The following is a 26,870-nucleotide window of genomic DNA, read 5'->3' as shown; positions in this document are numbered from 1 at the left end:
ATTAAAGATAAAAAGTCCGGTAAATAACTTAAATTCTTTAAATAGCTAAAAGGTTGTCCTCCAAAAATGTTTTGCTTCTTATAAAAACTTTCCTTAACTAAAATGATAGCTGAAATATATTTACTTGTCGAGGCCGATTAACAGAGGCCGAATTAATTCCATGAAAGCCTCCGCTTTTTGTAAGTTTATATTTATCCTCTAAGTGATAGGTATTTCTGATAATTATATTGTATCAAAAAAGAATATTTTATGCTGTTTTATTTTAAAGATATCCTATAAGTATTTTACTTTATGTAAAATTTAAAGCTGACAAACCTCACTTTCAAAAACAATATATTTTACAGATATTGCTATATTGTAATTCAATATTGTATAATTTAAGTACAATTTTAAAGTAATTTCTTTAATAGTAAAATACTTCCACTAAGTTTTTGGTATTTACGGCGAGTAAAATATGCTGTTTTGAGGAAGTGCATATAAAATGGATTTAGCTTCACTGTTAGGTTTGTTACTTGCAATATTCTCACTGCTTTTTTCAGAAATAATAACCGGAGGTTCTCTTGCTGCCTTGTTGAATATTTCAGCATTCATTCTTATTATAGGCGGCACTATCGGAAGCACTATGATATCTTACTCTATGAAAGAAATAATGCAACTTCCGTCATTTTTAGTAAAAGCATTTAAAAATTCTGAACCTAATTTTAATAATATTATCGATGAAATAGTTAGATATGCCGAAATCGCGAGAAAGGAAGGATTGCTTTCATTGGAATCTAAAGCTTCCGCATCTTCCAACAAATTTATTGCCCATGGCCTAATGTTGGTCAGTGATGCTGTGGAAACTGACTATATGGAACTTATTTTATCCTCAGAAATCGCAAAAAGGCAGCGCCATGAGAGGCTGGGGGCAGAAATAATGGGAACGGCTGGCGGTTACTCTCCCACCATGGGCATAATCGGAACGGTTATGGGGCTTGTGCATGTGCTGGGAAATATTTCAAACACAGATGAACTTGCAGCTTCGATTGCGGTAGCTTTTCTTGCTACATTTTACGGCATAGGAATTGCGAATTTATTTTGGCTGCCTTTAAGTGGGAAATTAAATAGGCTTGCAAAGCAGCAAAAATTAGCTGATGAAATAATTTTAGAAGGACTTATAGCAATTGCCGAGGGAAAAAGTCCAAAATTAATCGAGGAACAACTAAAGAGTATGGCACTTTCTGAGGATATGGCACAAGCCAGAGATAGGGAAACTATTGTTTCGGCACAAGGGAGTGACTGACAGTGTCAAAAGCAAAACGTAACTATGATGACGAAGATAACGAAGAAGGGGAAGGCGGAGGCCATGACAATTCAGGAGGATTGCGGTGGTTGCTAACATACTCTGATATGATAACACTTCTAATGGCCTTTTTTATAGTAATGTATGCCATGTCACAAATAGATACCGCAAAATATCAGTCGCTTTCAAAATCTATGGGCCAAGCTTTAGGAGGCACAAATTACATAGGTATGCAAAGTGGCGGATTAATACCTGGCGCAGAAGGCGGAACTGAGCTGGCAGGCAAAACCACAGAAGATAGTTTGGAACAAATTGCAAATGATTTAACAGATTATGCAAACAACAATGATTTGAGCGGAAAGGTTTCGTTTTTCCTCAGTGAGGAAGGGTTGAATATAAGTTTTACAGGGTCGGTATTATTTGACAAAGGCAAGGCCGATTTAAGGCCTGAGGCTATACCGGCTTTAAAAGAAGTAGCAAATTATCTTCATAAAGTCCCCAACTACATTGGTGTGGCCGGCTCCACTGATGATTTGAAAATCTCTACAGAGCAATTTCCGTCTAATTGGGAGCTTTCGGTGATCCGGGCAACAACTGTTGTACGTTTTCTTGTAGAAAAGGAAGGAATCGACCCCCATCGTATTATAGCATTAGGTTATGGTGAATATCATCCGCTTTATCCTAATATCAATGAAGTAAATAGGAGTAAAAATCGTAGGATAGACATTATTATATATAAATCGCCGCCGTTTTTAGGAAATTAAACTTATCTTCCAAAAAGCAATCAATAAATTGTCCTTTGGTTTGATAATGTCGACATTTTTCAAATCTTAATAACCTTGCAAATATTATAAGCAGTCTTAAGAAAAGGCTTAAGGTTTACCGCTTGCATTTTAGTTAAAATAGCTGGTGGATGGCAGTTAAATATCTCTAATCACGATTTAGGAAAATAGGCTAATTTTTTTGCGGGGAAAAATCATAATAAAAGAATTTTACTTATTGAAATCTAAAGGGTGATTTTATGGACATATGTTCGTTTCCAAAGGAGAAGGTGTCTGAGGATTTAATGGAAATAGCCGTAATATTTGCAGTTTACAAAGGTAAGATAGTATTCGTAAAAAACAAGGGAAGAGGCGGATGGGAAATGCCGGCAGGGCATAGAGAAAAAGATGAGCATATAAATGTTACAGCATCTCGAGAGCTTCGCGAGGAGACCGGCGCAGTAAAATATGAGATAAAGCCTCTTTGTGACTATATGGTAACATCTGATGACCACATAGGCTATGGCCGCCTGTTTTATGCAAAAATCTATGAGCTTTCCCCTATAAACGATTCGGAAGTTGAAGAAATAGGCTTTTTTACCCAGCAACCTGAAAATTTGGTATATCCCGATGTACAGTCTGCGCTTTTCAAAAAAGCAATTTCTGTTGTAGGCCCTTTGCAAGGGGAAGAAAATTAAATCTTGTTTTTAGGCAGTTTTACAGTAAGCTCAATATACTCTCCTTTGTCTACTTCGCTGTAATCAGCTGTTATCCCTGCATCTTTAACTGTTTTTACAAGTTTTCTTACTGAATTTACAAAAATTCTCACATCTTTTATCGCTATCTTAAAGCTCTTTTCTTTGGGATGAGTTCTTTCTTTGCCCCTTTCAGACGCAGCAAGCTTTCCGAGGACAGTTTCTATCATTTCTTCTGTCTGCCTTACAGTTAGATTTTCTGACACGATTTTGTTTAAGACCTGAAGCTGTAAATTTTCATCAGGTAATTTTAGAAGGGCCCGAGCATGCCGCTCACTTAACTTTTCCCGGGAAATAATTTCAATAATCTGTGGGGAAAGTTTAAGCACTCTTAGTTTATTTGCGATGGCAGACTGGCTTTTACCAAGTTTTTCAGCCAGTTCCTCTTGTGTTATGCCGTATTCTTGAATAAGCTGCTTGTATCCTTCTGCTTCTTCTAAAAAATTCAGATCCTCCCGCTGTATATTTTCTATTAAAGCAAGAATCCCAGTATCAGCATCTTTTGTATCTTTTATTATTGCCGGCACTTCTTTAAGACCCGCTCGTTGGCATGCTCTCCAGCGGCGCTCTCCGGCAATTAGTTCATATTCGTTTCGGCCTGTGCGGCGCACTACGATGGGCTGTAAAATACCATAATTTTTTATAGAATTTGCAAGCTCATCCAGTGATTCTTCGTCAAACTCTTTTCTGGGTTGACGCGAGTTAGGCCGTATGGCATCCAGTGAAATATTTACAACGCCTAAATGGGGCTTTGAAATTCCAAACACACAAGCTCCCTCCCTAACATTTCCCTAACATTTAAAACCTTTATCTATTCTCATATCCCTTTTGTGCCTCTTAATATCTGTGTATATGTTTTAAATAGCGTAAGGCCTTTTTGCGGCTTATAGTTACAAAGGCTTCTTCTTTATTGCTGCGGGGCTTCGGGGGTATTTTTCAGGAGAATTTTTTACCTTTGAAATCACTAGAAGGCTTCGGTATGAAATCCCGTCTAAGCTGTATTTGTGATATGCAGTAAGTTTCCCGCCTAATATATTAATAGCATTTTGTGCGGCATCTATTTCTTCTTCAGGTTCTGTGCCTTTTAAGGCGAGAAACACTCCGCCAATTTTTGCAAAGGGCAGACATATTTCTACAAGTGTATTTAAGGAAGACACCGCCCTAGCTGTTACTATATCATATTTTTCTCTATATATTGCACTATGTCCTGCTTCCTCTGCCCGCTTATTTACAACATGTACATCTGAAATATTCATTTTCTTTACAACATCTTCAAGGAAATCTGTTTTTTTTCTTATTGATTCTACTAATAAAAGCTTTATATCCGGCCTGTAAATTTTCAGTATAAGACCGGGTATGCCGGCGCCTGTTCCAATATCGGCAACTCTAGCCCCATAAGGTATGCTTACGTGTTTAGTTATAATAAGTGAATCTATGATGTGCTTTCTTGCGAAGTCTTCGTCTTCTGTTATATTTGTCAAATTAATATATTTGTTTTTTTCAAGAAGAAGGCATCGAAATGTATCAAGTTGTTGGATTTTGTCAGGCTCCAACGGTATACTACTTTTTTGTGCTTCACATCTTAGTATTTCCTTAAAATCAGCCATTAATATTTTTCCTCTTTCTTGTCTCAAGATGTATTAAAAGTACATTTATATCAGCGGGGTTTACTCCAGGTATACGGGATGCCTGGCCGATAGAAATAGGTCTAAATTTTTTAAGTTTTTCCCTTGCTTCAAAACTCAAGCCGTAGACTTCATCATAATCAATATCCTCAGGGATTTTTTTGTTTTCCATTTTTTTAAACTGCGCCGCTTGCGCCATCTGTCTTCGTATATAGCCTTCGTATATAGTGGAAATTTCCACTTCTTCTACAATGTCGGCAGGCAGTTCTTTTCTTTCTTGATCAAAAATCTTAAGTTTTTCATAATTCAGTTCCGGTCTTTTCAATAGCTCTTCTAATGTGGTAGGAGAATTAAGGCTAGAGGTGCCCAGCTCATTTAAGATTTCATTTGTCTTTTCTGTAGGCGTAATTTTAATCGACCTTAGGCGCTTTATTTCTTCATCGATTTGGTTTTTCCGCTCTATAAATTTCTTATACCGCTCATCGCTTACAAGACCTATCGAATGGCCTATCTCAGTTAATCGAAGATCTGCATTATCCTGGCGCAAAAGCAGCCTGTATTCTGCACGAGAGGTTAGTATGCGGTATGGTTCTGTAACTCCCTTTGTCACAAGATCGTCTATTAAAACTCCAATATATGCATCTGAACGGCTTAAAATAAGCGGTTCTTTTTCTTTTAGTTTCAAAGCAGCATTGATACCCGCTATAAGTCCCTGAGCTGCTGCCTCTTCATACCCTGATGTGCCGTTTATCTGGCCTGCCAGAAAAAGTCCGCTTATGGACTTTGTTTCCAAAGTCGGTTTCAATTGGGTTGGATTTACATAATCATACTCAATAGCATAGCCAAATCTCATAATCTTGGCATTTTCTAATCCTTTTACGGAATGGGTCATCTCTATTTGCACATCTGCCGGTAAGCTTGTAGAAAGGCCTTGCACATACATTTCCTTTGTATTTAGCCCTTCAGGCTCTATGAATATCTGGTGACTCATTTTGTCTTTAAAGTTTACTATTTTAACTTCTATACTGGGACAATATCTGGGACCTGTTCCTTTTATCTCGCCGGTATAAAGGGGCGCTCTGTAAAGATTGTCAGATATTATCTTGTGTGTTATCTCGTTTGTGTAGGTAAGCCAGCAGGGAACCTGTTCTCGCTGTATCTTGCCCGATGAATAAGAAAAAGGTATGATTATTTCATCTCCGGGCTGCATTATCATTTTTGAAAAATCCACCGAATCTTTGTGTATTCTGGGAGGTGTGCCTGTTTTGAATCTGCCAAGTTCAAGTCCCAGCTCTTCCAAGGACTTTGAAAGCTCGTTTGCAGGAAAAAGGCCGCTGGGACCACTGCTGTAGCTGAGATCTCCTATTACTATTCTTCCTCTAAGATACACTCCCGTTGTCAGTATTATAGCATTTGCTTCATATATGCCGCCGGTCTTGGTTACTACGCCTCGAACCCTTTCGCCTTCAACTAAAATCTTTACAACCTCTTCCTGGACAATATCAAGATTTTCCTGGGATTCAACGGTATATTTCATGGCAGCAGAATAAGCTCTTTTATCCAATTGAGCCCGCAGCGCCCGCACTGCAGGACCTTTCTTGGTGTTTAGCATCCGCACCTGTATAAAGGTTTTATCTGTATTAATTGCCATTTGACCGCCTAAAGCGTCAATTTCTCTGACTAGATTGCCTTTTCCCGGTCCTCCAATTGATGGGTTGCATGCCATAAGGGCTATGCTGTCTAAATTAATCGCAAAAGCTACTGTCTTAAGACCCATCCGCGCCGTAGCCAACGCAGCTTCGCAGCCTGCATGCCCCAGTCCTACTACTGCCACATCATACTTTCCAACTTTATATTCCATATTTCCACCTTCATTTGCCGATGCAAAATTTTTGAAATATTGTATTTATAATCTCATCACTTATTGTATCTCCTGTAATTTCGCCGAGTTTCTCCCATGCGTCTCGTATGTCAATCTCCACCATTTCAATAGGCATGCCTCTATCTATTGCGGCAAGGGCTCCTTCTAAAAACTTTCGGCTCTCGTCTAAAACCCTCCGCTGTCTTTCGTCGGCAGTAATTATGCCTTCATCTGAAATAAATCCCATTTTATCGCTGATTACTTCATAAATTGTATTTTTTAATTCTTCTATACCTTCCTGCTTTAACGCCGATATCTTTACAAACCTTGCCTCGGAAAGAAGGGCTTTAATTTCTTCATCGTCTACAGCAGCAGGAAGATCTACTTTATTTATAACAACAATTACAGTCTTATCTTTTATAAGGTTTATAAGGTTTAAGTCATCTTCGGTTAATTTTCTCGAAATATCGATTATGAGAAGTACCAGTTCTGCTTCTTCCAGGTATTTCATGGCGCGACTTATGCCTATCTGTTCTACCTCATCAGCTGTCTGTCTGATTCCAGCTGTATCTATAATCCGTATTGGTATGCCGCAAATATCGATATATTCTTCAATAATATCTCTGGTAGTCCCCGGTATATCTGTAACAATCGCCCGTTCTTCTTGTAAAAGGGCGTTTAAAAGAGAGGACTTGCCCACATTTGTATTTCCAAGTATTAAAGTAGACAAGCCTTCATTGAGTATCCGTCCGGCACCTATGTTATTTATAAGTTCTTCTGTAATATTAAGTGCTTCTGTGATTTCGCCCTTTATATAAACAGGATCTGCTTCCGGTATGTCTTCTTCGGGAAAATCTATATTCGCTTCAATATGCGCCATAACGTCTAATAATCTTGACCTTACTTGTTCTATCTTTTTCGAAAAATCTCCTTTAAGCTTCCTGTTTGCCGCAGCCAGTGCTCTGTCGGTTTTGGCTCGTATTATGTCTATTACTGCTTCGGCTTGAGAAAGATCTATTCTGCCGTTTAAAAATGCTCTTTTTGTAAATTCTCCGGGCTCCGCAAGTCTTGCGCCCATATCCAAAATACATGAAAGGATGCGCTTTTGCGATGCAAGTCCGCCATGGCAGTTGATTTCCACCATATCTTCTCTGGTATAAGTATAAGGCGCCTTGAAAATAGCAAGGAGCACCTCGTCAATTATTTCGCCTTTCGAATCAATTATATTTCCAAGATAAAGCGTTCTGTTTTTTAAATCGCAAAAGGGCCTTTTCACCTTCGGTCTAAAAATCTTTTGGGCAATATCAAAAGATTTAGGTCCCGACATCCTAACAATTCCAATACCGCCTTCACCCATAGGGGTAGAAATCGCTGCAATAGTTTCACAATTGTCTTTTAACATCAGATTCAACCTCACTTTAAATAAGCCCCAAAGCTTTATGCTCGGGGCTCTTGTGCAAAATCAGTTTTTATTTTAATGAAATAATTACTCTTCTGTAGGGCTCTTTTCCTACACTTTTTGTTACAATCTTACGGTCTTTTTGCAAAGTGGTATGAATGATGCGCCGCTCATTGGGATACATAGGTTCTAACATAATGCTTTTTTTAGTTTCCTTAACTTTATCTGCTATTTTAAGAGCTAAATGTTCCAATGTGTCTTCCCGTTTTTCCCTGTAATTTTCCGCATCCAGCACAATGCGCACAAATTCTTCGCAATTCTTATTTACGACAAGAGAGGTTAAATATTGAAGAGCATCTAATGTGCTGCCGCGCTTTCCTATCAGTATACCTGCATCTTCGCTTTCGATTTCGAGTTTTAAAATCTCATCTTCCGGTAAGCATTTAACTTTGGCGTTTTTGTCAATAAAATGTAAAAGACCGTTTAAAAAACCTACAGCTACCTCTTCAGGTTTTGGCTTTACAGTAACTTTCACTTTGGTCGGTTTGGAAAGGAAACTTAAAATTCCCTTATTGCCTTCATCGATTACCTCTACTTCTACTTCATCACGGCTTACCCCAAGTTCCTCTAAAGCCAGCTGTACAGCCTCATCTACTGTTCTTGCCTGCTTTTCTAAGACTTTCATCTACTTTTATGTCCTCCTTAGCAATAGGTTGTGGACGCATAAATATTAACTGTTGTATTATTTGGACCACATTGCTGACCACCCAATAAAGTGCAAGGCCCGCCGCAAATTTTATTGAAAACCATCCTATCATAAGCGGCATTACTATATTCATTGACGCAGTTTGCTGATTGCTTGTTCCAGGCGGTGTTGAAACTTTTGTCTGTATATATGTTGTAACTGCTGCAAGTATCGGGAGTATATAAGTTGGATCAGGCTTGCTCAGGTTCGGTATCCATAAAAAGCTTGCTCCTGCAAAATCATACGACTGGAATACTCTAAATAGCGCAAGTATAATCGGCAGCTGAATTAAAAGGGGCAGGCAACCGCCGAATGGGTTTACCTTATTTTCCTGATATAGTTTCATTATCTCTTCATTTAGTTTTTCTTTATCATTTTTGTACTTCTGCTGTAGTTTTTGTTGAATCGGCGCTATTTCCTGCATCTTCTTCATTGAATTAATTTGCATGAAGCTGAATGGCAAAAGCACTAGTTTTATCAATACTGTAAGTAATATAATGGCAATACCGTAGCTGTTGGTATAGGCACAAATAACGTCCATCAACTGTTTTATTAAACTTTCAAAAAAGGCCATCTAGCCGTTCCTCCTGTTTTTTAGTAAATCTTTTGGCAGTTGTTGAGTTTGTAATTTATATTTAAACGGGGTCGTACCCGCCCGGGTTGAAAGGGTGGCACCTTAAAATTCTCTTTATTGCTTTAAAGCCACCTACGACTACTCCGTATTTTTCAATAGCAAGAATAGCATAATCAGAACAAGTGGGATAAAATCTGCAGGTTCTGGGTTTTAAAGGAGAAATAAACTTTTTATAAAACAATATTGACCAAATTAAAAGCTTTTTTATCATTGTATATACGACCTCTTTTTAATAGACTTATAATCTCCTTTTCTATCTGGGCGTAGTTAAGTTGCACCGCAGCAGGTTTTACTGAAAACACTATATCCCAGCCGCTGTTTATAAAGTCGTAATTTTTCCTTATAATTTCTTTAATTTGTCGTTTTATTTTATTTCTTACCACACTTTTCCCAACTTTTTTAGACACTGAAACCCCTAATCGGGAATAACCTAAATCGTTTTTTTTAATGTACATGACAAAAAATGGGCTGCTTATTCGCCTTCCCGATTTATACACATTAATGAATTCTAAATTTTTCGTCAATCTTAAGGCTTTTTTCAAAAAATTAAAATCCTCCAAATAGAAAATATTATATTTTCAAATATTTAAGATCGAGCGACCTTAAAATAGGCCGCTGAAACTTTTTCTTTACTTAGGCGGTAAGTGCCTTCCTGCCCTTTAATCTTCTTCTTTTAATAACATTGCGACCGCTCTTTTTAAGCATGCGTGCTCTAAACCCATGAGTCTTTTTCCTGTATCTGCGATTGGGCTGATATGTCCGTTTCATCTGTCCACCTCCGATATTTTATGTAAATATTAATTATTATAAAAACCATAAAAATTATTCTTGCACAGCTACTTTTAGTTATCACGATTATAACTTATAATATAATTGTCTGTCAAGAAATTCTGCCCTGAAATTGCTATCAGGGTTTATATTTTTCGTTTATTGAATGAGAGAGCTAATTTTGATATTATTAAATTGGTCTCTTTTAAATTTATTAATTATTTTCTTCGCTTTTCGAGGAGGTTTTTTTATGTCTGGTCAAGTAGACCCTTTGCAATTATGGCAACACATCTTGAAAATCTTGAGCAATGAACTAAATAACGATATGTCTTTTAATACGGTCTTAAAGCCTTCAAGGCTTGCGACGCTAGACGACGGGCGGGCTGTTATAGAAGTACCGAATGATTTTATAAAGTCTGTTATAGAAAGGCGTTATTTAAACCTTATAAAAGATATTTTCAACTCAGTTTTAAAACAAAATACCAGTGTAGAAGTAAGAATAAATCCTACAGGTTTTGATTCGGAACTTGTGCAGGAAAACCTGCCTATATCTGATGATACATCAGAAGTTAAAGCTTTTTCAGACGATTTAACGCCTTCCCTTAACCAAAAATACACATTTGATACTTTTGTAGTAGGTAACAGCAATCGTTTCGCCCACGCTGCCTCTCAAGCAGTGGCGGAGTCACCGGCAAAGGCTTATAACCCTTTCTTTATATACGGAGGAGTGGGTCTTGGTAAGACTCATCTAATGCACGCTATCGGTCATTATATACTTCAGCGGGATCCTAACTGCAAAGTCGTCTATCTTTCATCGGAAAAATTTACAAATGAATTGATAAATTCTATCCGCGATGACAAAAATGTAGAATTTAGGAATAAGTATAGGACAATCGATGTGCTTTTAATCGACGATATTCAATTTATTGCCGGAAAAGAAAGAACACAAGAAGAGTTCTTCCACACATTTAATGCTTTACATGACGCTAATAAGCAGCTTGTGATATCCAGTGACCGCCCCCCAAAAGAAATCCCTACTCTTGAAGAACGTCTAAGATCAAGATTTGAGTGGGGGCTTATAACTGATATTCAGCCGCCGGATTTTGAAACGCGTATTGCAATTTTACAAAAAAAGGCTATGATGGAAAACCTTATAGTTCCGGATGATGTAATAAACTTTATAGCCACAAAAATCGAAACAAATATTCGTGAGCTCGAGGGGGCGCTGATACGAGTAGTAGCTTATTCATCTCTTACTAATTGTCCTATAGACATGCAGCTTGCAGAACAAGTGCTTAAAGATTTAATTCCCAACGGAAAGCCGAAGCAGGTTACATCGGTGCAAATCGTAAAAGAGGTTGGGAATTATTTTTCCATAAACCCTGAAGATTTTAAATCAAAGAAAAGAACTAAGGATTTAGCTTTTGCAAGGCAGGTAGCTATGTATTTGTGCTGCGAGCTTACAGACCTTTCCCTTCCAAAAATCGGAGAAGAATTTGGAGGCAGGGACCACACAACAGTAATACACGCAAGAGATAAAATAACATCTGACATGCAGCAAGATATACAATTATTAAATGCAATTGAAAGTATAAAAAAGAAAATATTATACAGTTGATAAGCTGTGGAAAGGTTCGGGACAAGTTGTTGATGGTATGTGGATAATTTTAAGTTATTAAGGGTTGCTGTTGATACTGTGGATAAAGTTATACCCATTGTCAACAGGTTATCCACAGCAAAAATTCAAGGACAGCACTTATTAACATAATTTATCCACATATCCACAGCCCCTACTACTATTACTACTATTTTTATATATATATTATTAGTTTTAGTATATTTATATATATAAAGATTTTTTGGAGGTTTAAATGAAATTTATAATTAATAAAAATGAGCTTGTTTCAGCAATCTCTATAGTAGAAAAGTTTGTGCCTTCAAAAACACCTATGCCAACCCTTGCAGGAATAAAATTTTTAGCAACGGAAGATAGTTTATTTCTTACGGCTACAAATCTTGAAATGGGTATAGAATACAAAATTTACGGCGAAGATACCGGTCTTTTGGTGAAGGAAAAAGGAAACACTGTAATAGAATCTAAGATTTTATCAAATATTATTCGCAGAATAGATGAGGATATAATAGAATTTGACTGTAATGAAAATAGCGCTAATATAAAGTCTAGCGGTTTTAATATGGTACTGCCTTGCTTTAATGTAATGGATTTTCCTGAAATTTCCAAAAAAAACTCCCTTAAAACCATTAAATTAAAACAAGGTATTTTTAAAGACATGATACGAAAAACAATATATGCAAGAGCTGATGAATTTTCCTCAAGGCCCCAACTTACAGGTGTTCTTGTAGATTGTAAAGATAATATTTTGAATATGGTAGCCTTAGATGGTTTTAGAATAGCATGGAGTTATGTTGAACTTGATGATTTGGCAGAGGATTTTAAAGTGATAGTTCCGGGTTATACACTCCTTGAAATTTCAAGGATTTTTAAAGACGAAGATGAATCTTCTTTTGAATTTTGCTATAGTGCAGGCAGTGTAGAATTTGCAACAGAAAACTTTGTGATTACATCTAGAGTACTTGATGGAGATTTTATAGACTATAAGATGATTATGAATATTGAACCGAAATTAGTTGTAAAGGTTGATGCAAATAAACTTCGTCTTGCAGTGGAAAAAGCCGGCATTATTGCAAGAGAAAGCAGTGCCGGAAACTTAATAAAATTTAATATAGCAGAGGGGATAATTGAGGTTCAAGCAGAAGCTGAGTCAGGCCGTATTTCAGAAAAGGTTGCTTGCAGCACAAAGGGACAGGAAATGCTTATAGCCTTTAATGCCGGATTTTTCCTTGATGCTTTAAAATCTATATCAGAGCCTGAGATAAGATTAGAGTTTTCTGATGAAGCAGGTCCTTGTATAATTACACCGGTAGAAAATGAACATCATAAGAACTTTATTTTACCTGTGAGATTAAAGGGTGAGAAATTATGACGAAGGAAAAAGAGGTTTTTATTAATACCGACACAATAGAGCTTGATAAATTTTTAAAATGGGCGGGAGTTTTCTCAACCGGCGGCGAAGCGAAACTTGTGATAAACGAAGGCAGGGTGAAAGTAAACGGACAAATTGAAACCCACCGCTCACGAAAACTTAAAGTTTCTGATATAATAGAGGTTGACGGCTTAAAGCTGCAGGTGTGCCGGAGGTAATGACGTGTATCTTTATAATTTAAGGTTATATGATTTTCGAAACTTTTCCGAGCTGAATACAAAATTTAACAATGGAATCAATATCTTTTATGGTGATAACGCTCAAGGGAAGACGAATTTGCTGGAGGCTATATACTTTATATCGGAATTAAGAGCGGCAAGAGCTTTTAAGGAATCTGAACTTATAAAATACGAAAGGCCACTAGCTTTTATAAAAGGTGAATTTAAAACGAATACCGGGCCTATTACAAGACAAGTAACTTTTTATCGGGATAGAAAAAAAGAGGTTAAAGAAGGAGAAAACAAGAAAAACAAGCGGTCAGATCTTTGCCCTGATATAAGTGCGGTATATTTTTCGCCGGATGATGTGGATTTGATAAAAGGGGAGCCGGGACTTAGGCGCAGATTCATAGATAATATAGTCTGTCAATTTAGGCCTACGTTTTATAAATATCTACAGGACTATCAGCGGGTGCTGGCCGAGAGAAATATGTTGCTTAAAAGTATAAAGGTAAAACCTGAACTTATAAAAACATTAGATCCATGGGACAACCAACTTATAGAGTTTGGTTTTAGGGTTATAAGCGAAAGAATAAGTATGCTTTCAAAGATATCACAAAAGGCCAAAGATTACTTTAAAAGCTTCAGCCCCCCTGAAAGCCACCTTGATATAAAATACAAAAGCGAAATAGACTTCACTAATCTTTCTTTAATTAAAAAAGATTACAGTAAGAAACTTATAGAAAACAGAAAAAAGGACATAGGGAGAAGCTTTACATCTTTAGGACCCCATAGGGATGATATAGAATTTCTTATAAATGGCAGGGATGCTAAGTATTTTGCATCTCAAGGACAACAAAGACTTATAACCTTGTGCTTAAAATTTGCCCAAAGAAGCCTGCTTAGTACTGAAAAAGGCGAATTTCCCATATTACTTTTAGATGATGTGATGTCTGAACTTGATGAAGGGCACAGAAAGCTTATACTAGACGATGAAAAAAGTCAGGTATTTATAACAACAACAGATCTAAAATTTATACCTGACAATATCCTGAAAAAGGCATCACTTTATTTAATAAACAATGGTAGGATAGGTGAGCAAGATGGAAAAAATTGAAAATATATTAATTGGCTTGCTCAAAAAATCCCATATAGACAAGAAAGTTTTACAAGCTCATATAATCGCCTCCTACGGCGGTATTGTGGGAAAGAAAATTTCGGCCGTCTCCAGGCCTTTATATATACAAAATGACATACTTTTTGTAGGTGTTGAAAACTCTGTATGGATGCACCAGCTTTATCTGTTAAAACTTGAGCTTATCAATAAAATTAACGCAAGTTTGCCTTATCCGCTCTTAAAAGATATTAAGTTTTTAATAAGAGATATAAAAAATTCGGAAAGAATTGATGAAGATTTAAAACAAAGCGGTAATAAGAATACCGTCTTAATTCCAAAAGATATTTTAGAAACAATAGACGAGGTAAGTAAAACTATTTGCGATAATGAATTAAGAAATGCTTTTACAAAACTTATGATAAAAGATGCAGAAAATAAGCTGAAAAAGGAGGAGAAACATTGTTTATCCACATAGGCGGCGATGAAGTAGTTTTAACAAAGGATGTTATAATGATTCTTGATAAAAGTGCGCTTTGTGCCAAAGATACATCTTCATTTTTGCAAATCGCAAAAGAAGAAGGATTTGTCAGAGAAAACAAGGATTTGTTCTGCAATGAAGCAGACAGCAAAAAAACTGCAGTTATTATGGACAATAAAGTACTATTTTCACCTATTTCCGCCACTACGCTTTCGAAAAGGGCGGATTTTATAAAGAATCTCAAGTAGGTGTTGGAGGTTGTAAGTTTGGATAAAAAAAACGAATATGATGAAAATAAAATAGAAGTATTGGAAGGTATAGAACATGTAAGGCTAAGACCGGGTATGTATATAGGGTCTACCGACAGCCGCGGTCTGCACCATCTGGTGTATGAAGTGGTAGACAACAGCATAGATGAAGCGCTGGCAGGATACTGCCAAAATATAACCGTTATAATACATCAAGACAATTCAGTTACAGTGGAAGATGACGGCAGAGGAATTCCTGTCAAAATTCAGCCAAAAGTTGGAAAATCCGCCATGGAGGTAGCGCTTACAATGCTGCATGCCGGCGGAAAGTTTCACAACAGCGGCTACAAGGTATCAGGAGGTCTTCATGGTGTGGGCGTTTCAGTGGTAAATGCCCTTTCTTCATGGATGGAGGTCGAAGTAAAAAGAGATGGCGGCATATTTTATCAAAGATATGAACGAGGTAAAGCTGTCACAGATGTTATAAGAAAAGGCGATACCGACAAAACAGGCACTAAGATAACATTTATGCCGGATGATGAGATTTTCGAAGAAATCAATTTTTCCTATGACATACTAACACAGCGTTTAAGAGAGCAGGCGTTCTTGACTCGGGGAATCAAAATCGAATTAATAGATGAACGCACAGGCAAAACCAATGTTTTTCACTACGAAGGCGGTATTGTATCTTTTGTTAAATACCTGAACAGGACAAAAGAAGTGCTTCACGAAGAGCCGATATATATGAGGGCTGTTCGTGATGATATTGAAGTAGAAGTTGCGCTTCAGTATAACAATTCTTATATCGAAACCGTGTTAAGCTTTGCAAATAATATAAACACCCAAGAAGGCGGTACCCATCTTATCGGCTTTCGTACCGCTTTAACCCGCACAATGAACGACTATATGAGAAAAACAAATATGCTAAAAGAGCAGGATGCGAACCTTTCCGGTGAAGATGTAAGAGAGGGTCTTACGGCAGTAATTAGCGTAAAACTTCCAAATCCTCAGTTTGAAGGTCAGACAAAGACAAAGCTAGGTAATAGTGAAGTGCGCAGCCTTGTTGATTCTATAGTAGGGGAAGGCATGTCTCGATTTTTAGAGGAAAACCCATCTATAGCAAAAATTATAGCTGAAAAAGCTCTAGGCGCTGCAAGAGCGCGAGAGGCAGCCAGAAAGGCAAGAGAGCTTACGCGGCGAAAAAGCGCCTTAGAACATACTGCCCTGCCCGGAAAACTTGCAGACTGCAGGGAAAGAGACCCGAGGCTTTGTGAATTGTACATTGTAGAAGGAGATTCAGCCGGCGGCTCGGCAAAGCAGGGGCGAGATCCTAATACTCAGGCAATACTTCCTCTTCGAGGAAAGATTTTAAATGTAGAAAAGGCCAGGCTTGATAAAATATTAAACAACGAAGAAATTCGTGCTATGATTACAGCTTTGGGTACCGGCATCGGCGATGAGTTTGATATAGAAAAACTGCGCTATCATAAAGTAATCTTGATGGCAGATGCAGATGTGGACGGTGCTCATATTCGCACATTACTGCTTACATTCTTTTACAGATATATGCAGCCTCTAATAGAAGAGGGCAAAGTATATATTGCTCAGCCCCCTCTTTACAGAGTGGTGCTTGGCAAAAAGGATTATTATGCCTTTGACGACTATGAGCTTTCCAAAATACTTGAAAGTCTTGGAGATGCAAGGGGAAGAGCAGAAATCAAGCGATTTAAAGGTCTTGGCGAAATGACAGCGGAACAGCTTTGGGATACCACTATGAATCCAGAAAAGCGCACAATATTAAAGGTGACACTGGAAGATGCGGTAGAGGCTGATGAAATATTCACAATTCTTATGGGCGACAGGGTAGAACCTAGGCGACAGTTTATATTCGAACATGCTGCAGAAGTTCAGAATCTTGATATATAGGAGGGAGCTAAATGGCTGAAAAAACAGGAAAAGTTGTTCCGGTTAAAATTGAAGAAGAAATGAAAAAATCTTATATCGATTATTCTATGAGCGTCATCGTAGGCCGGGCTTTGCCTGATGTAAGAGATGGCTTAAAACCGATTCATCGCAGAATTTTATATGCCATGAGTCAGCTCTCTCTTACTCCGGATAAGCCCCACAGAAAATCCGCAACAATAGTGGGAGAAGTTATGGGTAACTATCACCCCCACGGTGATGCCGCAATATACGATGCAATGGTGCGTCTTGCTCAGGATTTTTCTACCAGATATTTACTGGTAGATGGTCACGGAAACTTTGGCTCCATAGACGGAGACCCACCTGCCGCTATGAGGTACACTGAAGCCAGAATGACAAGGCTTGCATTAGAGATGCTTTCTGATATAAATAAAGATACAGTTGATTTTGTTCCTAATTATGACGAATCTTTAAAAGAACCTAGTGTATTGCCGGCCAGATTTCCCAATCTTTTAGTAAACGGTTCCTCAGGAATCGCAGTGGGAATGGCTACAAATATACCTCCCCATAACCTTAGCGAGGTAATTGACGGAGTTATCATGATGATTGATAATCCGGATGTTACAGTGGAAGAACTTATGGAAGTAATTAAAGGGCCGGATTTTCCGACAGGAGGCATTATAAAGGGCTACAGCGGCATAAGGGATATGTACACCACCGGCAGAGGTTCTGTTATAATGCGGGCAAAAGCCACGATTGAAGCGATGGACGCAACCAGACACCGAATTGTAGTAACTGAAATACCTTATATGGTGAATAAGGCGCGGATGGTTGAAAAAATCGCAGAACTTGTAAGAGATAAGAAGATTGAAGGTATATCAGATTTAAGAGATGAAAGCGACCGAAACGGTATTAGAGTTGTAATGGACCTTAAACGGGACGCAAATCCCAATGTCATCTTAAACCAGCTTTATAAGCATACTCAGATGCAAAGCACTTTTGGAGCTATAATGCTGGCTTTAGTTGATAACAAACCCAGAGTGCTAAATCTTCGGGAGATGATTTACTATTACCTGGAACACCAGAAAGAAGTAATAGTCAGAAGAACCAGATTCGATTTAAATAGAGCCGAGGAAAGAACCCACATCTTAGAAGGATTAAAGATAGCTCTTGATAATATAGATGAAATAATTCCGATTATTAGAGGTTCAAAAGATGATGCAGAGGCAATGAAAGCCCTAATTTCCAGATTCGGGCTTACCGAAAAACAAGCCCAGGTCATACTTGATATGAGGCTAAAGCGTCTTACGGCTCTTGAAAGAGATAAAATTGACGAGGAATACAATGATCTGCTGATAAAAATTGAGCATTACAAAAAGATACTTGCAGATGAACAAATGGTTCTTTCGATTATAAAAGATGAGCTGATGCAAATAAAGGAAAAATACGGCGATGAGCGAAGAACTCACATAACCCACGATGAGGGAGATTTAGATATTGAAGATTTAATTGCCGAAGAAGACATAGTTATAACCTCTACTCATTTTGGATATGTAAAACGCCTGCCCCTTTCTACTTATCGCAGTCAGCGACGAGGCGGACGGGGCATAACGGGAATTACCACAAGAGAAGAAGATTTTGTAGAAAATATATTTGTCTGCACCACACACCATGTTGTATTATTCTTTACAGACAAGGGTAATGTATACAGGCTTAAAGCATATGAAATTCCGGAATCCGGCCGTACCGCAAAAGGCACTGCTATAGTGAATATCTTGCCACTTAAGCCTGACGAGAGAGTCAATGCCATGATTCCCATAAAAGATTTTAGCGATGCAAAATATTTGATTTTCGCCACCAAAAACGGCATTGTAAAAAAGACTCTGCTTTCAGAGTATGATACATCCCGAAACGTTGGGCTGATAGCTATAACTTTAAGAGATGATGATTCGCTTATAGGCGTGCGCCTTGTAGATAAAAACGAAGAACTTATTTTAGGCACCTACAACGGAAAAAGCATACGATTTTCAGTAGATGACGTAAGCGCCACAGGTCGGACTGCTCAAGGCGTAAAGGGTATAAGCCTTCAAGGTAAGGACAAGGTTGTATCTATGGATATTGTTATAGAGGGTCATGATGTACTAGTTGTTACCGAAAAAGGTTTTGGTAAACGCATTAATGAGAAAGAATTCAGACGTCAGGCAAGAGGCGGGAAAGGTGTCATTATCCAGAAAATCACCGAGAAAACCGGCCACCTTGTGGGTTTACGTGTTATTAAAGAAACCGATGAAATAATGCTGTGTACGAATTCCGGTATAATGATACGGATTTTGGCTTCAGACATATCCAAGATGAGCCGAAACACCATGGGCGTTACTCTTATAAAACTGGAAAATGATGATATTGTAGCATCTCTTGCAGTGGTAAGCGAAGATTAAAGGATATGAGGACTTGGAGAAGCAGGAAATAAATAAATTTAGTAAAACGCCTCTTATACAAGCTTTAAAAGAATATGAAAAAAAGGATTCCTTAAGGTTTCACATGCCAGGCCATAAGGGAAGATGTCCCAAAGGAGTATTTTGTGACATTAAGGAGAATTTATTTGGCTGGGATGTAACAGAAATACCGGGACTGGATGATTTTGCCCAGCCGGAAGGCCCTATAAAAGAAGCCCAGGAAAAACTTAGCGCTCTTTATGGGGCAGATACCTCCTATTTTCTTGTAAATGGTGCAACTTCAGGGATAATCTCCATGATGGCGGGAGCGCTTAGCGAAAAAGACAAAATCTTAATTCCCAGGACAAGCCATAAATCTGTGCTTTCCGGGCTGATTTTAACCGGAGCATCTGCTGCTTATATAATGCCGGAAAGATGTGAAGAACTAGGAGTATATGCTCAGGTTGAGCCATGCGCCATAACAAATAAGCTTATAGAAAATCCTGATATCAAGGCGATCCTTGTTACAAATCCTGTATATCAAGGATTTTGCCCTGATATTGCAAGGGTTGCAGAAATCGCAAAGGAAAGAGGCACAACGCTTCTTGCAGACGAGGCCCAAGGTCCCCACTTCGGATTTAGCAAAAAAGTTCCTCAAAGTGCCGGCAAATTTGCAGATGCATGGGTGCAAAGCCCCCACAAGATGCTGACATCCCTTACCCAAAGCGCCTGGCTTCACATAAAAGGGAATCGAATAGATAAGGAGAGGCTGGAAGATTTTTTGCATATTGTAACAACATCCAGCCCTTCGTATATTTTAATGGCGTCTCTTGATGGGACGAGGGAGCTTATAGAAGAAAATGGAAATTCGTATATAGAAAAAGCTGTAGAGCTTGCCCAAAAAGCAAGATACGAAATCAACAATTCCACGGTATTTTATGCACCGGGCCAAGAAATCTTAGGCAAGTACGGGATAAGCAGTCAAGATCCTCTGCACCTTATGGTAAATGTATCCTGCGCAGGTTATACGGGATATGATATCGAAAAAGCTCTCAGAGAAGATTTTTCTATATATGCGGAATATGCGGATTTATGTAATGTTTATTTCTTAATAACATTTTCCAATACTTTAGAAGATATAAAGGGATTGTTAGCAGTCCTTTCGCATTTTAAGCCTTTGAAAAATAAGGTGAAGCCTTGTTTTTGGATAAAAGACCTTCCGAAAGTTGCATTAGAGCCGAAAAAAGCCTTCAAGCTTCCGGCAAAAAGCGTGCCGTTCAAGGACTCTGCAGGCTCTGTGTCTAAAAGGCCCCTGGTTCCGTACCCGCCGGGGGCGCCGCTGGTTATGCCGGGGGAAATCATTGAAAAAGAACATATAGAAATGATAAATGAAATTTTAAATTCCGGGGGATACTGCCAAGGAGTGACATCTGAAAAATTTATCCAGGTAGTAACTGACTTTTAGGAAACCCGCCGGGAATCCCCCTATTTCAATGGGGAATAAAAAGCGGCGAAGTATCTTAAACCTATATATAAAGAGCGACAGGTAGGGGCAGTAATGATAGGTCAGGCGGGCTAAATCTTGCGGCCTAGAATTACGAAGCTCGTTATTTCAATGCCGGGTAGTTTACGTAAATGGGTAAGAGGGGAATTTTATGAAAGGTAAATTTATAACAATTGAAGGTCCTGACGGAGCAGGGAAGAGCACCCAAGTAAAAAAACTGAGTGAGCATTTAAAAACAATAGGCTATAAGGTGCTGACAACCCGGGAACCCGGAGGCACTCTCCTTGGAGAAAGGCTTAGAGAGGTTTTGCTTTCAACAGAAGGGGAAAGTCCTGTGCCGGAGGCTGAAGCTCTTATATATGCCGCATCTCGGGCACAGCTTGTAAAAAAGGTAATTGAACCTGCATTACAAGAGGGTTTTATTGTTATATGCGACAGATTTGTAGATTCCAGCCTTGCTTATCAGGGATGGGCAAGGGGGCTTGGAATAACAGAAATTGCAAATATCAACAGCTGGTTTTTAAAAGATACATGGCCGGATTTAACTATAATTCTCGACATAGACCCACAACAGGCATTTCTGCGTATGCAGTCTAAGAAAGACAGGCTTGAAAGCGAAAGCCTTGAATTCCATAAAAAGGTAAGAGAAGGATTTTTGAAGGTGCAGGATATGTATCCTAAAAGGGTAAAAATAGTTGACGCATCGGCAAAACCGGAAGAAGTATTTGAAAATCTATTGTTCGAGATTGAAAAATCAGGTATAATAAAGACAAATTAGGCAGTATCTCGAAGGAGCGATATAAATGAAACTTATAATGGCTGTAATCCAGGACAATGACGCTGGCCGACTAATGGAAGCGTTGAGTCGAAAAAAATTCGGCCTGACGAGACTTGCCAGTACCGGTGGTTTTTTAAGAAGCGGCAACACTACGCTAATGATTGGTGTTGAAGATGAAAGAGTCGAGGAGCTTCTTGGCATAATAGAAAAAACCTGCAAGCCCAGAAAAAAAATAGTCACACCACTGCCTGCAGGTCCTGCTGATGCTTATGTTCCATATCCGGTAGAGGTAACAGTGGGAGGCGCAACTTTATTTATTCTAGATGTTGAAAGGTTTGTAAAGGTATGAAAGTAAATCTGCCTGTAGATTTTGGACTTCCGAGGGAACTTTTAGTAACAAAAAAACACGAAAGCTCCATTTTTTACGAGGAACTTAGTAAAGCCTCAAAAGCGCAGTTAAAAAATCAGGCAGAAATTGAGCTGGATATTATAACAAAATTAGGGCGCACAGTTTGCGAAAACATGACACTGGCATCTCTTAAGGAATTTAAAGACAGAATAGCCCAATTTTTAAATATGTGCATTTCGGGCGGCCTTTGTTTTAAAGAAGAACGCTTTCGCGACCGCAATGGTAGAATAAAAGCTCTTTCAGTTGTAAAAATAATAAATCAAAAACTGTTGGAGCTGGCCGATGAACTGCTTTCAGAAAATAAAGACTCATTAAAAGTAATCGCATTAGTTGATGAAATATGCGGATTACTTGTCGATATATATGTTTGAGGTGGTATATTGAAAAACATATCCCATGCTTATATTTTTTTAGGCAGCGAAGAAGAAACATCCCGGCATGCTTTAAATCTTGCCCAAGCGGTAAACTGCCAGAACGCTGATTTTGCACCATGCTTATCCTGCAGTGCGTGCAAACAAATAGAGCAGGGCATACATCCGGACGTTGTTCAAATATTTCCCGATGGAGTCTCAGTTAAAATCGATCAAATAAGAAAGGCCATACTGGAAATTGCAGAAAAACCCATAGAGGGGAAAGCTAAAGTTTACATTTTTCACAATGCGGATACTATTACCCGAGAAGCTCAAAACGCTCTGCTTAAAACATTAGAAGAGCCCACTTCGGATAGTGTTATCATTTTGCTTACAAATAATCTTAAACAATTAATTCCCACAGTTATATCCAGATGCCGGGTTGAAGATTTTTCAAAAAACGATTATACAATGCGTCTTTCTGATGAAAACAGGCAGAAGATTATCGAAATTTTGGGCAGTGTAATTGAAAAACCGAAAGATATAAATATTTTTCTAAAGGCAAAAGAACTTGCCGATATAGATGAAAAAATCGACGAGATATTAGAACTTATAATTTCGTTTTTAAGAGATATGCTAATTATAAAGGCAGATGCTGATGCGGTGCTTATAAATGACGATTTAAGACAAATGATTGAAAAATATGCCTTGATGTCTTATGAAAAATCAATAATTATGGGTATTGAGACTGTGCTAAAACAATTGAAGGCCGCAAAATACAAAGGCAACAAAAATCTAATCTGTTATAATTTATTGATGAGCCTTGAGGAGGGATTTTGATTTGGTAACAGTAGTAGGTGTTAGATTTAAGAAGGCCGGAAAAGTATACTACTTCAATCCCGGGGCTCTCGATCTTACTGTAGGCGATAAGGTTATAGTAGAGACAAGCCGAGGCGTTGAAGACGGAGAAGTAGTTTCAGGGCCTAAAGATGTGGATGAAGAAAACATAGTAGCACCTCTTAAGGATGTAATGAGAAAGGCTACTGATGAAGATATAGCTGTAATTTGCGAAAATATAGAAAAAGCCCAGGAGGCTGGCCGTATTGCTGTTGAAAAGATAGAAAAGCATGGGCTTGATATGAAACTTGTAGATGTGGAGTATACTTTTGACAGAAGCAAACTTATTTTCTATTTTACGGCAGACGGGCGCATAGACTTTCGCGAGTTGGTAAAAGATCTTGCATCTGTATTTCATACGAGAATAGAACTTAGACAAATTGGTGTCAGAGATGAGGCTAAAATGCTGGGTGGTATTGGCCCTTGCGGCAGATGCATTTGCTGTTCGACGTTTTTAGGCGAGTTCGACCCGGTATCTATTAAGATGGCAAAACAGCAGAATCTTTCTTTAAATCCGGTTAAGATTTCAGGACTGTGCGGCAGGCTTATGTGCTGCTTGAAATTTGAAAGTGAGACTTATGAAAACACCCTGATAAAGTATCCTAATGTGGGAGACAAAGTAATAACACCTGCCGGCGAAGGCAAGGTAATAGGTGTCTATAAAACAAAAGGCTCTGTGAAAGTGCAACTGGATGATGCTAAAGAAGCCATGGAATTTCCTGTGGAAGAAGTGGACGCAGTAGAAGTGATTTCTTGACAAAGAAGGCCGCTGCATATATAGTATTAATAAAGTTTTTAAATAATTTTTACAAGATGTTTCCCTGCAAAGGAGGGATATTATGTTTTTTTATTGGGATTACACGATGGTTTTGCTTATACCTGCCATGCTTCTTGCCATATATGCACAGACAAAGGTTTCAACTACTTTTGAAAAGTATTTGAGGGTTCCGGCAAGATGCGGGATGACAGGAGCTGAAGTTGCCACTGAGATACTCAGAAGAAGTGGAATTTATGATGTAAGTGTTCAGGTGCAGGGCGGCAGGCTTACCGACTATTATGATCCGCGACAAAAGGTGTTAAAACTTTCAACAGATGTCTATAATGGCCATTCTCTGGCAGCCATTGGAGTTGCCGCACACGAATGTGGACATGCGATTCAGCATGATGTGGGGTATGCGCCTCTTGCGATTCGAAATGCCATTGTTCCTGCAGCAGGCATTGGCTCACAGCTGGCAATTCCGCTATTTTTCATAGGCCTCTTGTTTCAAGCTGATTTCTTGCTTACACTGGGAATATTGCTATTTTCTCTAGCAGTGCTTTTTCAACTTGTAACACTGCCGGTAGAATACAATGCTAGCAATAGAGCAGTAGCAGTTTTGGAAAGAGAAGGATTTATCGACAGAAGTGAAGTAGGTCCTGTAAAAGCGGTGCTCGGTGCAGCGGCACTAACTTATGTTGCGGCTACGCTTACAGCCATAATGCAGCTTTTACGGCTTATAATTCTGGCCGGTGGAAACAGGGACAGAAGATGATTTCACCAAACCCTACTGTTTAATACAGTGGGTTTTTGTTTATTTTAGAGATGGAAGTTAATTTGTAAAATTTTTTTGAATAAGGTGAAAAACATGCTGGAATTGTCAGTGGGAATAGTGGGGGCAGGAAAAGGGGGTTCTGCCCTTATAGAGACACTATCAGATTTTGACAACATAAAAATCGAGGGGATTGCTGATATAAACCATGAGGCCCCTGGCTTGAAGCTTGCAATAAAAAAGGGCATCGAATGTTTTGAAAGTGCTGAGAGCATGCTGAGAAGCAAAACCTTTGATGTGATATTTGAAGTAACCGGAGACAAGGATGCAGCTATTAATATCCGCCGGCTTATTCCTGATTCTACCGCTTTAGTAGATGGCAGGACTGCCAATATTATGCTTACATTAATAAAAGATAGGGAAGAACTTTTAAAAATAAAGGAGACAAAGGAACAGCTTGCCATAATACTAAACTCAGCTCAAGAGGGTATTCAACTTGTAGACAAAAACGGCATAATTCAATATGTAAATGAGGGTTACACCCGCATAACCGGAATTCCGGCAAATGAGCGTATAGGCTGCAATGTATTTGATGTTTCCCAGGACGGGGCACTGGTAGAAGTGCTCAGGACGGGAAAGCCTTGTATGGGTAAGCCTAATAGGGCAGTAGGATCTAATGCTCAGGTAATCTCAAATGCGGCTCCTGTGATAGTAAACGGTGAGATGACCGGGGCAGTAGTTGTGTTTCAAGATATAAGTGAAGTTATTCGGCTTACAAAAGAACTTAAAAAGTCCTCTAGCATGATTGATGGTCTTAAAGACGAAATAAAGAAAATGAATGAAGTGAAAGGCACCTTTGATGATATTGTCGCAAGAAGCTCCGTGATGCAGGATGTGATAAACATGGCAAAAAAAGCTGCAAAAGAGGATTCTACAGTATTGATAACAGGGGAAAGCGGCACAGGAAAAGAACTTTTTGCAAATGCCCTTCACAGCGGAAGTACCCGGAGCCTAAAGCCGATGATAAAGATAAACTGTGCTGCAATTCCGGCAGAACTTTTGGAGAGCGAACTTTTCGGACACGAAGCCGGAGCCTTTACCGGTGCGGCCAAGCTTAAGCTTGGAAAATTTGAACTTGCAAACGGTGGCACCATTTTCCTCGACGAGATAGGAGATATGAGCCCACTGCTTCAGGCAAAACTTTTACGCGTGATTCAAGAACAGGAAATAGAGAGGGTCGGCGGCACAAAACCCATAAAAATTGATGTGCGCATTATAGCTGCCACCAATCAGAATCTATTAGAACTTATCCGTGTTGGAAGATTCCGAGAGGACCTTTATTTTAGATTGAATGTAATCAACATAAATATACCGCCTCTGCGGGAGAGAAAAGAAGATATTATAGCCCTTGCGGAAACATATATAAAGGAATTTAACCGCAAGTTTTATAAAAATGTCAAAGGCTTGACAAATAAAGCCCAGGATCTACTGCTTTCATACCAGTGGCCCGGTAATGTAAGAGAGCTTAGAAATATTTTTGAAAGGACAATTTTAATGGTGGAAGGAGAGTGGATAACTGAAGATTTACTATTTCCGTATTTTAATCAAATCAAGAGAAAGGACCCCGAAAAAAATGGCCTAATGCCTATAGAAGAAATGGAGTGCAGGATGATAAAAAAGGCTCTTGAAGAATACGGCTCAAGCGTAAAAGGCAAACAAAAGGCCGCCAAAGCCTTAAAGATTTCCCTTGCCACACTTTATAACAAAATAAAAAAATATAATATTGAGGCTTAAATTTTAACCTAGACTTGAAAATTTTCCTAATCTTACATTGCTGTAACCGCTGCACTTTACGAAGGTAAATAAAACAAATTCCAAGCTAAGATTTAAAAAATGATAGGAAAATAAAAGGTAGGTTCTAAAAATAAGATATTATCTCTAAGAATTAGAATATATATTCTATATTTTAGAATGGCGCAATTTTGTTGATACTTTTCGAAGATTTTAGCAGGAGACTTCATTAAAACTTATAATAATTATAAAAATAAATTGAAAAAGCCTGAAATATCAAAGGGTTTTGTTGGCATATTATTTGCATATATATTATTTTATGGAATATAAATAACGGCAAGGGTATCTTATATGCTTA

Annotated in this window: 28 protein-coding genes; 19 read left to right on the top strand and 9 right to left on the bottom strand. The window is 38.4% G+C overall.

Going from position 1 to position 26,870, the window contains the following annotated elements; translation table 11 throughout:
• Positions 1-481 precede the first annotated feature (481 nt).
• From TSYNT_RS04385 to TSYNT_RS04375, 3 genes are all read left to right on the top strand, one after another.
• Positions 482-1,282 (top strand): motility protein A, encoded by an 801-nt coding sequence (locus TSYNT_RS04385; protein ID WP_059032102.1) that lies wholly within the window; start codon positions 482-484, stop codon positions 1,280-1,282.
• Between the two features lie 2 nt (positions 1,283-1,284).
• On the top strand, positions 1,285-2,046 hold the full coding sequence (locus TSYNT_RS04380; protein ID WP_059032099.1) for a flagellar motor protein MotB: 762 nt from the start codon (positions 1,285-1,287) through the stop codon (positions 2,044-2,046).
• Positions 2,047-2,303: 257 nt separating this feature from the next.
• Positions 2,304-2,741, top strand: a complete 438-nt coding sequence (locus TSYNT_RS04375) for an NUDIX hydrolase (protein ID WP_059032097.1) — start codon at positions 2,304-2,306, stop codon at positions 2,739-2,741.
• Here the strand turns inward: TSYNT_RS04375 and noc are convergent.
• From noc to rpmH, 9 genes are all read right to left on the bottom strand, one after another.
• Entirely contained in the window at positions 2,738-3,565 is an 828-nt protein-coding gene (noc, locus tag TSYNT_RS04370; protein ID WP_059032095.1) for a nucleoid occlusion protein, read from the bottom strand. The genes TSYNT_RS04375 and noc overlap by 4 nt on opposite strands.
• A 123-nt stretch (positions 3,566-3,688) precedes the next feature.
• The gene (gene rsmG, locus TSYNT_RS04365; protein ID WP_059032093.1) at positions 3,689-4,405 is read right to left on the bottom strand and encodes a 16S rRNA (guanine(527)-N(7))-methyltransferase RsmG; all 717 of its coding nucleotides are present in this window, start codon (positions 4,403-4,405) and stop codon (positions 3,689-3,691) included.
• Complete coding sequence (gene mnmG, locus TSYNT_RS04360; RefSeq protein ID WP_059032091.1) at positions 4,398-6,284, bottom strand: tRNA uridine-5-carboxymethylaminomethyl(34) synthesis enzyme MnmG; 1,887 nt, start codon at positions 6,282-6,284, stop codon at positions 4,398-4,400. The genes rsmG and mnmG overlap by 8 nt, the downstream gene beginning before the upstream one ends.
• Before the next feature lie 10 nt (positions 6,285-6,294).
• Positions 6,295-7,686: a tRNA uridine-5-carboxymethylaminomethyl(34) synthesis GTPase MnmE gene (mnmE, locus tag TSYNT_RS04355; RefSeq protein ID WP_059032089.1), complete on the bottom strand. Its 1,392-nt coding sequence runs from the start codon at positions 7,684-7,686 to the stop codon at positions 6,295-6,297.
• 67 nt (positions 7,687-7,753) lie between these two features.
• A complete protein-coding gene (gene jag / locus TSYNT_RS04350) occupies positions 7,754-8,368 on the bottom strand; it encodes an RNA-binding cell elongation regulator Jag/EloR (protein ID WP_059032087.1) in 615 nt (204 codons plus the stop codon).
• On the bottom strand, positions 8,331-9,002 hold the full coding sequence (locus tag TSYNT_RS04345) for a YidC/Oxa1 family membrane protein insertase (RefSeq protein ID WP_059032085.1): 672 nt from the start codon (positions 9,000-9,002) through the stop codon (positions 8,331-8,333). Before TSYNT_RS04345 ends, jag begins: the two co-directional genes overlap by 38 nt.
• A 61-nt stretch (positions 9,003-9,063) precedes the next feature.
• Positions 9,064-9,273 carry a membrane protein insertion efficiency factor YidD gene (yidD, locus tag TSYNT_RS04340; protein ID WP_114272595.1) on the bottom strand — a complete coding sequence of 70 codons (210 nt, stop codon included), beginning with the start codon at positions 9,271-9,273 and terminating at the stop codon, positions 9,064-9,066.
• Complete coding sequence (rnpA, locus tag TSYNT_RS04335) at positions 9,233-9,604, bottom strand: ribonuclease P protein component (RefSeq protein WP_059032083.1); 372 nt, start codon at positions 9,602-9,604, stop codon at positions 9,233-9,235. The genes yidD and rnpA overlap by 41 nt, the downstream gene beginning before the upstream one ends.
• A 91-nt stretch (positions 9,605-9,695) precedes the next feature.
• Complete coding sequence (gene rpmH, locus TSYNT_RS04330) at positions 9,696-9,830, bottom strand: 50S ribosomal protein L34 (protein ID WP_059032081.1); 135 nt, start codon at positions 9,828-9,830, stop codon at positions 9,696-9,698.
• Positions 9,831-10,080: 250 nt separating this feature from the next.
• Between rpmH and dnaA the strand changes: the two genes are divergently transcribed.
• The 16 genes from dnaA (at position 10,081) to TSYNT_RS04250 (ending at position 26,515) form a co-directional block, all read left to right on the top strand.
• On the top strand, positions 10,081-11,448 hold the full coding sequence (dnaA, locus tag TSYNT_RS04325) for a chromosomal replication initiator protein DnaA (RefSeq protein ID WP_059032079.1): 1,368 nt from the start codon (positions 10,081-10,083) through the stop codon (positions 11,446-11,448).
• Positions 11,449-11,701: 253 nt separating this feature from the next.
• A complete protein-coding gene (gene dnaN, locus TSYNT_RS04320) occupies positions 11,702-12,835 on the top strand; it encodes a DNA polymerase III subunit beta (protein ID WP_059032078.1) in 1,134 nt (377 codons plus the stop codon).
• On the top strand, positions 12,832-13,053 hold the full coding sequence (locus tag TSYNT_RS04315) for an RNA-binding S4 domain-containing protein (RefSeq protein WP_059032076.1): 222 nt from the start codon (positions 12,832-12,834) through the stop codon (positions 13,051-13,053). Before dnaN ends, TSYNT_RS04315 begins: the two co-directional genes overlap by 4 nt.
• A 4-nt stretch (positions 13,054-13,057) precedes the next feature.
• The gene (gene recF / locus TSYNT_RS04310; RefSeq protein WP_059032074.1) at positions 13,058-14,170 is read left to right on the top strand and encodes a DNA replication/repair protein RecF; all 1,113 of its coding nucleotides are present in this window, start codon (positions 13,058-13,060) and stop codon (positions 14,168-14,170) included.
• Positions 14,157-14,645, top strand: coding sequence for a DciA family protein (locus tag TSYNT_RS04305; protein ID WP_059032073.1), 489 nt, complete (start codon positions 14,157-14,159; stop codon positions 14,643-14,645). Before recF ends, TSYNT_RS04305 begins: the two co-directional genes overlap by 14 nt.
• Entirely contained in the window at positions 14,630-14,896 is a 267-nt protein-coding gene (remB, locus tag TSYNT_RS04300; protein ID WP_059032071.1) for an extracellular matrix regulator RemB, read from the top strand. The genes TSYNT_RS04305 and remB overlap by 16 nt, the downstream gene beginning before the upstream one ends.
• Positions 14,897-14,914: 18 nt before the next feature.
• Complete coding sequence (gyrB, locus tag TSYNT_RS04295; RefSeq protein WP_059032069.1) at positions 14,915-16,822, top strand: DNA topoisomerase (ATP-hydrolyzing) subunit B; 1,908 nt, start codon at positions 14,915-14,917, stop codon at positions 16,820-16,822.
• Between the two features lie 11 nt (positions 16,823-16,833).
• The gene (gene gyrA / locus TSYNT_RS04290; RefSeq protein WP_059032067.1) at positions 16,834-19,257 is read left to right on the top strand and encodes a DNA gyrase subunit A; all 2,424 of its coding nucleotides are present in this window, start codon (positions 16,834-16,836) and stop codon (positions 19,255-19,257) included.
• A gap of 13 nt (positions 19,258-19,270) precedes the next feature.
• On the top strand, positions 19,271-20,719 hold the full coding sequence (locus tag TSYNT_RS04285; RefSeq protein ID WP_059032065.1) for an aminotransferase class I/II-fold pyridoxal phosphate-dependent enzyme: 1,449 nt from the start codon (positions 19,271-19,273) through the stop codon (positions 20,717-20,719).
• Between the two features lie 190 nt (positions 20,720-20,909).
• Positions 20,910-21,536 (top strand): dTMP kinase, encoded by a 627-nt coding sequence (tmk, locus tag TSYNT_RS04280; protein WP_059032063.1) that lies wholly within the window; start codon positions 20,910-20,912, stop codon positions 21,534-21,536.
• Positions 21,537-21,561: 25 nt separating this feature from the next.
• Complete coding sequence (locus TSYNT_RS04275; RefSeq protein WP_059032061.1) at positions 21,562-21,885, top strand: cyclic-di-AMP receptor; 324 nt, start codon at positions 21,562-21,564, stop codon at positions 21,883-21,885.
• Positions 21,882-22,316, top strand: coding sequence for a YaaR family protein (locus TSYNT_RS04270; protein WP_059032059.1), 435 nt, complete (start codon positions 21,882-21,884; stop codon positions 22,314-22,316). Before TSYNT_RS04275 ends, TSYNT_RS04270 begins: the two co-directional genes overlap by 4 nt.
• Before the next feature lie 9 nt (positions 22,317-22,325).
• Positions 22,326-23,135: a DNA polymerase III subunit gene (locus TSYNT_RS04265; protein ID WP_059032057.1), complete on the top strand. Its 810-nt coding sequence runs from the start codon at positions 22,326-22,328 to the stop codon at positions 23,133-23,135.
• 1 nt (position 23,136) lies between these two features.
• On the top strand, positions 23,137-23,949 hold the full coding sequence (locus TSYNT_RS04260) for a PSP1 domain-containing protein (protein WP_059032055.1): 813 nt from the start codon (positions 23,137-23,139) through the stop codon (positions 23,947-23,949).
• 82 nt (positions 23,950-24,031) lie between these two features.
• Positions 24,032-24,724 (top strand): zinc metallopeptidase, encoded by a 693-nt coding sequence (locus tag TSYNT_RS04255; protein WP_059032053.1) that lies wholly within the window; start codon positions 24,032-24,034, stop codon positions 24,722-24,724.
• Positions 24,725-24,817: 93 nt separating this feature from the next.
• A complete protein-coding gene (locus tag TSYNT_RS04250; RefSeq protein ID WP_059032051.1) occupies positions 24,818-26,515 on the top strand; it encodes a sigma 54-interacting transcriptional regulator in 1,698 nt (565 codons plus the stop codon).
• The last annotated feature ends 355 nt before the right edge of the window (positions 26,516-26,870 follow it).

Source organism: Tepidanaerobacter syntrophicus (assembly GCF_001485475.2).
Classification (GTDB): domain Bacteria; phylum Bacillota; class Thermosediminibacteria; order Thermosediminibacterales; family Tepidanaerobacteraceae; genus Tepidanaerobacter; species Tepidanaerobacter syntrophicus.
This window is presented reverse-complemented; position numbering and strand designations above follow the sequence as displayed.

Excerpts from the sequence above, each read along its gene's own strand:
- TSYNT_RS04385 (WP_059032102.1), top strand. The coding sequence starts at position 482 with ATGGATTTAGCTTCACTGTTAGGTTTGTTACTTGCAATATTCTCACTG.
- TSYNT_RS04375 (WP_059032097.1), top strand. The coding sequence starts at position 2,304 with ATGGACATATGTTCGTTTCCAAAGGAGAAGGTGTCTGAGGATTTAATG.
- rsmG (WP_059032093.1), bottom strand. The coding sequence starts at position 4,405 with ATGGCTGATTTTAAGGAAATACTAAGATGTGAAGCACAAAAAAGTAGT.
- mnmG (WP_059032091.1), bottom strand. The coding sequence starts at position 6,284 with ATGGAATATAAAGTTGGAAAGTATGATGTGGCAGTAGTAGGACTGGGG.
- mnmE (WP_059032089.1), bottom strand. The coding sequence starts at position 7,686 with ATGTTAAAAGACAATTGTGAAACTATTGCAGCGATTTCTACCCCTATG.
- jag (WP_059032087.1), bottom strand. The coding sequence starts at position 8,368 with ATGAAAGTCTTAGAAAAGCAGGCAAGAACAGTAGATGAGGCTGTACAG.
- TSYNT_RS04345 (WP_059032085.1), bottom strand. The coding sequence starts at position 9,002 with ATGGCCTTTTTTGAAAGTTTAATAAAACAGTTGATGGACGTTATTTGT.
- yidD (WP_114272595.1), bottom strand. The coding sequence starts at position 9,273 with ATGATAAAAAAGCTTTTAATTTGGTCAATATTGTTTTATAAAAAGTTT.
- rpmH (WP_059032081.1), bottom strand. The coding sequence starts at position 9,830 with ATGAAACGGACATATCAGCCCAATCGCAGATACAGGAAAAAGACTCAT.
- dnaA (WP_059032079.1), top strand. The coding sequence starts at position 10,081 with ATGTCTGGTCAAGTAGACCCTTTGCAATTATGGCAACACATCTTGAAA.
- dnaN (WP_059032078.1), top strand. The coding sequence starts at position 11,702 with ATGAAATTTATAATTAATAAAAATGAGCTTGTTTCAGCAATCTCTATA.
- TSYNT_RS04315 (WP_059032076.1), top strand. The coding sequence starts at position 12,832 with ATGACGAAGGAAAAAGAGGTTTTTATTAATACCGACACAATAGAGCTT.
- TSYNT_RS04305 (WP_059032073.1), top strand. The coding sequence starts at position 14,157 with ATGGAAAAAATTGAAAATATATTAATTGGCTTGCTCAAAAAATCCCAT.
- gyrA (WP_059032067.1), top strand. The coding sequence starts at position 16,834 with ATGGCTGAAAAAACAGGAAAAGTTGTTCCGGTTAAAATTGAAGAAGAA.
- tmk (WP_059032063.1), top strand. The coding sequence starts at position 20,910 with ATGAAAGGTAAATTTATAACAATTGAAGGTCCTGACGGAGCAGGGAAG.
- TSYNT_RS04275 (WP_059032061.1), top strand. The coding sequence starts at position 21,562 with ATGAAACTTATAATGGCTGTAATCCAGGACAATGACGCTGGCCGACTA.
- TSYNT_RS04270 (WP_059032059.1), top strand. The coding sequence starts at position 21,882 with ATGAAAGTAAATCTGCCTGTAGATTTTGGACTTCCGAGGGAACTTTTA.
- TSYNT_RS04255 (WP_059032053.1), top strand. The coding sequence starts at position 24,032 with ATGTTTTTTTATTGGGATTACACGATGGTTTTGCTTATACCTGCCATG.
- TSYNT_RS04250 (WP_059032051.1), top strand. The coding sequence starts at position 24,818 with ATGCTGGAATTGTCAGTGGGAATAGTGGGGGCAGGAAAAGGGGGTTCT.